Origin of the sequence: Spirosoma utsteinense, from assembly GCF_014282275.1 — a bacterium.
Lineage (GTDB): Bacteria > Bacteroidota > Bacteroidia > Cytophagales > Spirosomataceae > Spirosoma > Spirosoma utsteinense.
Map to the genome: position 1 here is coordinate 38,651 of NZ_VFIA01000041.1, position 7,262 is coordinate 45,912.

The 7,262-nt window shown below is 51.4% G+C and carries 6 protein-coding genes; 3 read left to right on the forward strand and 3 right to left on the reverse strand.

Annotated elements, in window-relative coordinates; all coding sequences use genetic code 11:
- Positions 1 to 46: 46 nt before the first annotated feature.
- The 3 genes from FH603_RS23170 to FH603_RS23180 all read left to right on the forward strand — a co-directional run bounded on the left by FH603_RS23170 (position 47) and on the right by FH603_RS23180 (position 3,595).
- Positions 47 to 1,267 (forward strand): DUF5009 domain-containing protein, encoded by a 1,221-nt coding sequence (locus FH603_RS23170; RefSeq protein ID WP_186740601.1) that lies wholly within the window; start codon positions 47 to 49, stop codon positions 1,265 to 1,267.
- A gap of 215 nt (positions 1,268 to 1,482) precedes the next feature.
- Positions 1,483 to 2,727 carry a hypothetical protein gene (locus FH603_RS23175; protein WP_186740604.1) on the forward strand — a complete coding sequence of 415 codons (1,245 nt, stop codon included), beginning with the start codon at positions 1,483 to 1,485 and terminating at the stop codon, positions 2,725 to 2,727.
- 190 nt (positions 2,728 to 2,917) lie between these two features.
- On the forward strand, positions 2,918 to 3,595 hold the full coding sequence (locus FH603_RS23180) for a TetR/AcrR family transcriptional regulator (RefSeq protein WP_186740606.1): 678 nt from the start codon (positions 2,918 to 2,920) through the stop codon (positions 3,593 to 3,595).
- A gap of 11 nt (positions 3,596 to 3,606) precedes the next feature.
- Here the strand turns inward: FH603_RS23180 and FH603_RS23185 are convergent, their stop codons facing one another.
- The 3 genes from FH603_RS23185 to FH603_RS23195 all read right to left on the reverse strand — a co-directional run bounded on the left by FH603_RS23185 (position 3,607) and on the right by FH603_RS23195 (position 7,116).
- Positions 3,607 to 4,014 (reverse strand): response regulator, encoded by a 408-nt coding sequence (locus FH603_RS23185; RefSeq protein ID WP_186740608.1) that lies wholly within the window; start codon positions 4,012 to 4,014, stop codon positions 3,607 to 3,609.
- 259 nt (positions 4,015 to 4,273) lie between these two features.
- Entirely contained in the window at positions 4,274 to 6,544 is a 2,271-nt protein-coding gene (locus FH603_RS23190) for a TonB-dependent receptor (protein ID WP_186740610.1), read from the reverse strand.
- A 179-nt stretch (positions 6,545 to 6,723) separates the two neighbouring features.
- Positions 6,724 to 7,116: a hypothetical protein gene (locus FH603_RS23195; RefSeq protein ID WP_186740612.1), complete on the reverse strand. Its 393-nt coding sequence runs from the start codon at positions 7,114 to 7,116 to the stop codon at positions 6,724 to 6,726.
- Between the last annotated feature and the right edge of the window lie 146 nt (positions 7,117 to 7,262).

Sequence of the window (7,262 nt, forward strand, 5' to 3'; positions counted from 1 at the left end):
GCCTGTTTAAGGCGTAGAAACTTTTCCTCGCAGAGCCCAGCCCAATATGCATCAGGCAGAAACAGTATCCAACTCACCCACCTCCCTGGTTAAAATCTCTGACCGGGTCATGTCGATCGATTTACTGCGGGCCATTACGATGGTGCTGATGATTTTTGTGAACGATCTGTGGTCGCTGACCGATATACCCGCCTGGCTGGAGCATGTACCCCAAGGCGCTGATGGCATTGGACTGGCCGATACCATTTTTCCGGCCTTTCTGTTCATCGTCGGCATGTCGTTACCCTATGCCATTGAGGCCCGGCGCAAAAAAGGAGCTACCGTTACCGCGCTTGTTGGTCATGTCGTCGGCCGGTCTATTGCCTTACTGGTAATGGGCGTTTTTCTGGTAAACGGTGAATCGATCAACGAAGCCGCTTCGGGTATACAGCGGGCGGGCTGGAATACGCTGTCGTGTCTGTCATTTATTCTCATCTGGGGTGTTTATCCAAAATCACCTTCCTCCGGGCTTGTAGGGGCCAGCAAGGGAATCGGAATCATTTGTTTGCTGATACTGGCCTTCCTGTACCGGGGCGGGGACGTAACCCTGACCCGGTTTGGTACGCATTGGTGGGGTATACTGGGGCTTATTGGCTGGTCCTATCTAGCAGCGGCTTTGGTTACGGTTTTCGCCCGTGGTCGATCGAGCCTGCTGTTTCTGGCCTGGATTGGCTTTGCTATACTCAGTATGGCTGATCAGGCAGGGTTAGTACCTGTTGCCGTCGATTTTATTCCCGCTGCCATCCGTGGTGGTACGCTGGTGGGCCTTGCTATGGGTGGCGTAGTCGTCGCAACCCTTTTTCAAGGGTATCGCCAGCGGGGAGATACTACGTGGATGACAGGTGTCTTTCTACTTTTGTCGGTTCTTTTAATCGGTTTATCCGTAGGTACCCGGCCGTTCTGGGGGCTCAGTAAGTTAGGCGCTACCCCCGCCTGGTTATTCCTGTGTAGTGCTTTTACCCTGCTCGCCTTCACAGCCTTGTACTGGCTGGCCGATATCGGTAAAAAAGCAACCTGGTTTTCAGCCATAAAACCGGCCGGGACAGATACGTTACTGTGTTATCTGCTACCCTATTTTGCCTATGCCCTGATGACACTCCTGCCTTTTCACTTGCCCAAGGCGCTGCTAACAGGCGGTGTTGGCCTGCTCAAATCCTTACTGTTTGCGCTTTTTTGCGCCTGGACTACGGGCTTGCTGAACAGGGCGGGTATCCGATTGAAGCTCTGAACAGGTAAGCCACCCACCAGAGCGATATTTATCTGCCTGAAAGACAGGTATGTCTGAACAACTGAGCCGGACTAACCGATCTCAAATCTCATTGTAGAATTTAATTTACTTATCTGATCGAGACTGTTTTCAAAAAAAACGGTCTGACTCGATTGTGTACTAAAAATTACTATTAACTTTGAAACACAAAGTACTTTCAAATCTTATCTTGATCTATGCGTGAGGAAATCCTGTTAAACATCGACAGTCCCCAACAACTGGAAAAGTTGTACTGGACCAACAAGCCATCTTTTAAAGTGGCCTTCAATGCGCTCTATCCACAATTGGAGAACAACCCGCTCGCCGAGGGTTGGTATCAACGACTGAACTACCGGTATGAAGAACCATTCTGGGGAAATGCGCAGGAACGGGTCGTTGTACTGGTTGCGTCGCTGCTGGCAGCGCTGGTAGCTCAGTTGCCAGCTATGTTATCGCTGGACAAGGAGTTCTTTTACCTGCGTAATGCGGGATTTATCGTCTTTCCACTTTTGATCGCCTATTTCGGCTGGAAGAATAAAATTTCTGCCAAAACAGGCGTCTGGCTGGCTGTACTTATTCTGTTAGCCACCGCGTTTATCAATTTGCTTCCTCAACGTTCCTCCAGCAATACCTTACTCCTGTCCTGTATTCATTTGCCGTTGTGGTTATGGTCGCTGCTGGGCTTCACGTTTGATGGAGGTAAGTGGAGGGGGGGTGTAAACTGGCTGGGCTTTCTGCGGTATAATGGTGAGCTGGCGGTGGTGATTGCGCTCCTCCTGCTGTCCGGGGGGCTCATGACGGGCCTTACCCTTGGGCTGTTCGAGTTGAGCGGCTGGCACATTGAAACGTTCTACTTTAATTACGTTGTGGTATGCGGGCTGGCTGCTGTACCCATCGTGGCTACTTTTCTTACCCAGGTACAGCCCGCCCTGGTCAATAAGGTGTCTCCGGTAATTGCGAACCTGTTCAGCCCGGTGGCGCTGGTCATGCTGATAGTCTATCTGGCGGCTACCGTTTTTTCCGGGAAAGACCCATACCATGATCGGGAGTTCCTGTTGCTGTACAATGCGTTGCTGATCGGTGTGATGGCCCTTATTTTCTTTTCTGTATCCGGGACAACACCCGTAAACAGGAATTCTACCCAAATCCTGATTCTGTTTCTACTCTCACTGGTGACCATAGTGGTGAACGGAATTGCCTTGTCAGCCGTCCTGTTCCGGATTGCGGAGTGGGGAATTACGCCTAACCGGGCAGCGGTATTAGGCGCGAACGTGCTGATGCTTAGTCATCTACTTTATGTAGGGGTGAGACTTTTTGGCGCTATTACCCGAAAGACCGATCTCTCCCTGGTGGGAACGTCTATGGCGTTTTTTCTGCCGGTATATAGTGGGTGGAGCGCTTTGGTAACCTTTGTGTTTCCGTTACTATTCGGGTTTAAGTAAATTCTACTATCCTGACAGACACTGGTCTAATCCGTGTTCAGCGGGCAGTTAACGGGCAAACCTTTTAATCTTGATTAAACACTATCTAGCTACTAATCAGCCGTTCGTACACTATTCATTAAAAGATGAGAGTATTTAGTGACTAATTAGGTAATTAATCGTCTAACTTAATATCTACTCAACGATTAATATGCCAAGTACACAGAAACATACTCGTAATCGAACAGCTACTACGCAGCGAATCGTCGATGCCCTTGAAGAATTGCTAGCCGAGGGCGGTATCGACGGCGTTAGCATCTCGTTATTGGCCCAAAAGGCCGATATTAGTAAAGTTCTTATTTACCGCTACTTTGGCGGTCTGGATGGTTTGTTCGATTACTACCTTCGCCTGGGTCGGATCGTACCCCAGTATTCGGTGGCTTTGCTTGAGCAGATGCGGCCTATAACGCCAACTGATTTAGCCCCAATCTGGTCTGGACAAGCCTTACAGTTATTTCGGCGCGTGCGTGCCTCCCGGTCGGCACGGGAACTGCTGATGGCCACGGTAAAAGAACATAATCCCCTCGCTGATGTGGTTAGTCAGGCACAGGATGCCGAACTAACCCGGATGGTCGGTCAACTTGCCTTTGTAGAGGGTGCCGATTATCAGGCTACATCCGCCGTGTTACTCGGAGCGCTGTCACACCTGACTATTCAAGCCCAACAGAACCGACCCATGATTGGCATCGATCTGCGCACCGAAGCTGGCTGGCAGCGTATCGAAGCCGCCGTTAGCCTTATCTATAAGGCATTGGGGCGTCTGGCCACAGATTCAACTACTACTCAGATAGCGACCAGACCTCAGGGTTTCGAAACAACAAGTTGGTAAGCAGCTGCTTACTAATTTAAACAACGGTAACGCAGGGCAGTAACTGAATTAACCAGCTGCTGGTAGTTGCCGGCTTTCATTATGAAGGCTTGGGCACCAAGTTCGTAGCTGCTTTTAATGTCGTTTTCCTGCTCTGAACCACTTCGTACGACAACGGGTATACCCCGCCACTGACAGTCCTGTTTGAGGAGCTGAAGCACCTGGGTCCCGCTCAAAACGGGTAGGTTCCAGTCCAGTACGATTAAATTTGGTAGTCTTCCATCCAGGCAATGAGTCAGGTGGGTTACTAACTCGGCTCCATCTGTGAAATAACGCAGCGTGCAGTCGGTATGATGGCGGTTGAAAATTTTTTGCAGTAAGAAGTGTTCGTCCAGGTCATCGTCGACCAAATAAATCAAGGGCTGAGCGGTAGTATTCATGTGTATAGATTTATTTCTGCAGGGTTTTATTTGATATTGTCTTCAAAGTAATGGGGATGAGTTAAATAGTCAACAAAAACATAGACTTAGTCGAACATATCTACTAGTAGGTATGCTTTTCAGTCCGTTTCTACTAATCACCTGACAAAAAGCCTGCTGAGAGGATGGACTTATCCGCTTTCGGCAGGCTTTTATCAGTACGATGTAGGTGATGGTGTCAAAGTAGCCTGACGAATCGGGTAAGGAATATGGCAAGAGGTCAGAAAGAATACATCAGACTTAAGCGCGCAAAAAACGGGGTTCCGGGCGTGAAGTGAATCTCATTGACCGGTGCGGCTTCACCCCGCAGGCGACTCTCCGTGGCGAACTGGGTTTCTTTCCAGCGCGCGTCGAACAGGTTTTGCACCGACAGCCCGAGCGTGTAGTTCCGGTTTGTATAGGTAGCCTGTACATCATTGACAAAATAACCCTTCGCCACAAGCGAGTTGTCTTCGTTGGCTGGTCGGTCAGCGATGTACCGGTACCGCAGTGAACCACTAAACCCTGCCTTGGTTTGTAGCGACAGCTCCCCAACCGACGTAAAGCGCGGAGCCAACGGCAGGTAGTTCTGTCCTGATTCTGCATCGAGGGAGCGGGGCTGGGCTGTATTCAGATCGAGATCAGCGTACAGGGATTTAGTAAGCTGGTAGCGTACCGACACATCAACGCCCTTCCGCTGCGTACGCCCCCCCGCTTCTACGACGCCTTCGTCGCCAACATACACAAACTCCTGCGCCAGCCATAGATACCAGGCGGCTGCGTTGATGAGGAGTTTAGGAAACGGCTTATAAATTACGCCCAGATCGGACCCGTAAGCCGCCGGCAAAATCTCTCGTCCATTCTGAGGGACCACTACGCGTGCATCGTTTGAGTGAAAGCCTTTGCCCGTATTCAGGTATACTTGCAGCCGTTGGTTCGCCGTGTAATATAGATTCAGCTTTGGCGAAACAAGGGCCTGCGTGGCTCGCCCGGTCTGGGGTGTAACCGGGATCCGGTCGGTGTATTGGCTGCGAAAATAATCTACCCGGAGACCTGCATTGACCGTAAACCGATCCGATAGTTGAATCAGCTCATCGACGTAGACAGCCGCGTTGAGTTCGTTGATATCGCCATACGTCACCCGTTGCAGCGTTTCCGTACGGTTTTTACTGTACGATAGTTCGGTGGGGGTGTTGCGGCCTGCTGTCATGTCGTGCCGGTATTGTACCCCCAGCGTGGTTGTCCAGTTGGTGCGCCCAATAGCGTTTTGTGTCGAATAGCTGCCGTTATAGCCGACGATGTTGCGTCGCTCTTTCTGCCGGATCTGGTCGCCGTTGATCGAGTCGCGGAGAAAAAATGTGAAGTTAGAATACAGTTCGAAGGCATAGTTACTGTAAAACAACTGGTTTTTGATGACGTGGTCACGGGGCGTCACGGTCGTGAATTGCGCATTGACATTTGTTCGGCTGGTCTCGCCCCCTTCTGTGGGGTCAACGGAGCCGAAAAAGCCGGTTAGGCCAGAACTAACGGCCCGGTCTGGAATTTGACCCGAGTGGTTCCATTTGCTGTAGAACGTCGAACCTGTCAGCGTCATGTTGGTATTGGCCCCTATATGACCATGATATTTGCCCAGCAGGTTCAATCGCCTGAATGCCTGCGGGTTCTCAAAGTAGGAGTTCGTGTAGGAATACTCCGACGCGAGGTAGGCCGATTGGTTTTTGGCGCGGCCTTTACTGCCGAGTAAATCCAGGCCGGCTACGACGCGGTAGGTATCATACTGTCCGGCTTCCAGTTTCACGAAACTTTTATCCAGCGCCGTACGGGTTCTGAAATTTACCCAGCCTGCCGTAGCAAAGTTGCCTTTTTCGGTGTGGTACGGTCCTTTTTTGAAGTCAGCCCCTTCAACCAGTTCAGGAATCACAAAGTGCAGATCAGCGTAGCCCTGCCCATGTGCGTGTGAGACCATATTCACGGGCATGTCATCTACCGTGAGCCGGATATCGGTTCCGTGATCGAGATCAAAGCCGCGTAGAAAAATCTGTTCGGCTTTTCCCCCGCCTGCGTGCTGCCCGATGAACAGGCCCGGTACCATGCGCAAAATTTCCTGCGAGTTGATGATGGGCCGCAGTTTGATGTCCAAACTGCTGATCAATTGCTGGTCGTGTGCCCGATGCGATGATACCAGCACCTCGCTCAGTTGAACCGGCGCGTTCGAGAGCGTTGTTTTTACCAGTGTCGTCTGGTCGTCCTGCACCAGTACGATAACCGTCTGCGCCCCAAAACCAACGTGCGACAGTTCGATTGTATACGACGCGGGGGTCAATCCGTCGAAGCGATACTGCCCTAACTCATTGGTTAGAGTTGCCTTACCCAGGTCGGATAAACGGACGTTAACTCCCCGCAGCGGCAGGTTAGTGGCCTGGTCATAGACCGTACCGACCACCTTACCCTGATGAGCGAATGCAGATAAACTGGCGAATAAAAACAAGAAAAAAAGGATACGTCTTTTCATTGACGGGAGAACGGAAGATGACCACTCAGGAACACACGAACACACCTGTGCCACAATTGCTGCACACAATAAGGATCTCAGGAAGCTAGCATTGAACGAGTACGCGGGCGCAGTGTATCGGCACGTGCGTAGTTGACACACGTGAACGCTACTGTTTCTGCGTATACTACGCTGGAGTGTTACCAGGGGGGCTCATCAACAGGGCGGGCAACGGCAGGCAGGGCGACCGCCAGATACCCACCTACTGACCCTTTGGTCTGGTAGATGGACAGGAAAGAGAAAGAGAGTTTGCCGGGTAGGCAGTGGGCATCAATCCCGGTTATTTTCAGCGACGGTTGCCTATCGGGCGTGCTGGCGTCGGTGGTTGACTGAACGGTCAGGTCTGACAGTTCGTCGAGGCCCAACTCCATACCGTCGAAATCCGAATAACGGTCCTGGTGGTGGTGAACCTGGTGGGCATGGGAGTCGGCTGTGGCGAAGCGCGGTTCGTCAGGGGCATTGATAAAGCCCGTTCCCGCAATGAGCAGGTAGCTGGTAAGCAGCAGCACGGTGAACCAGGCCCGGACGAACATGACTAGAGTTGTTAAACGAACGCGTCTACAGCGTAAAATTTGGATTTGTTTTGCGGGCGTCGGCAATTAGTTTGTTGCTGGCTTCGGCATTGCCCATCGCTTTGGCGATAGCGCCGGCACGCTGTAACAATTCGGGGTCTTTAAGG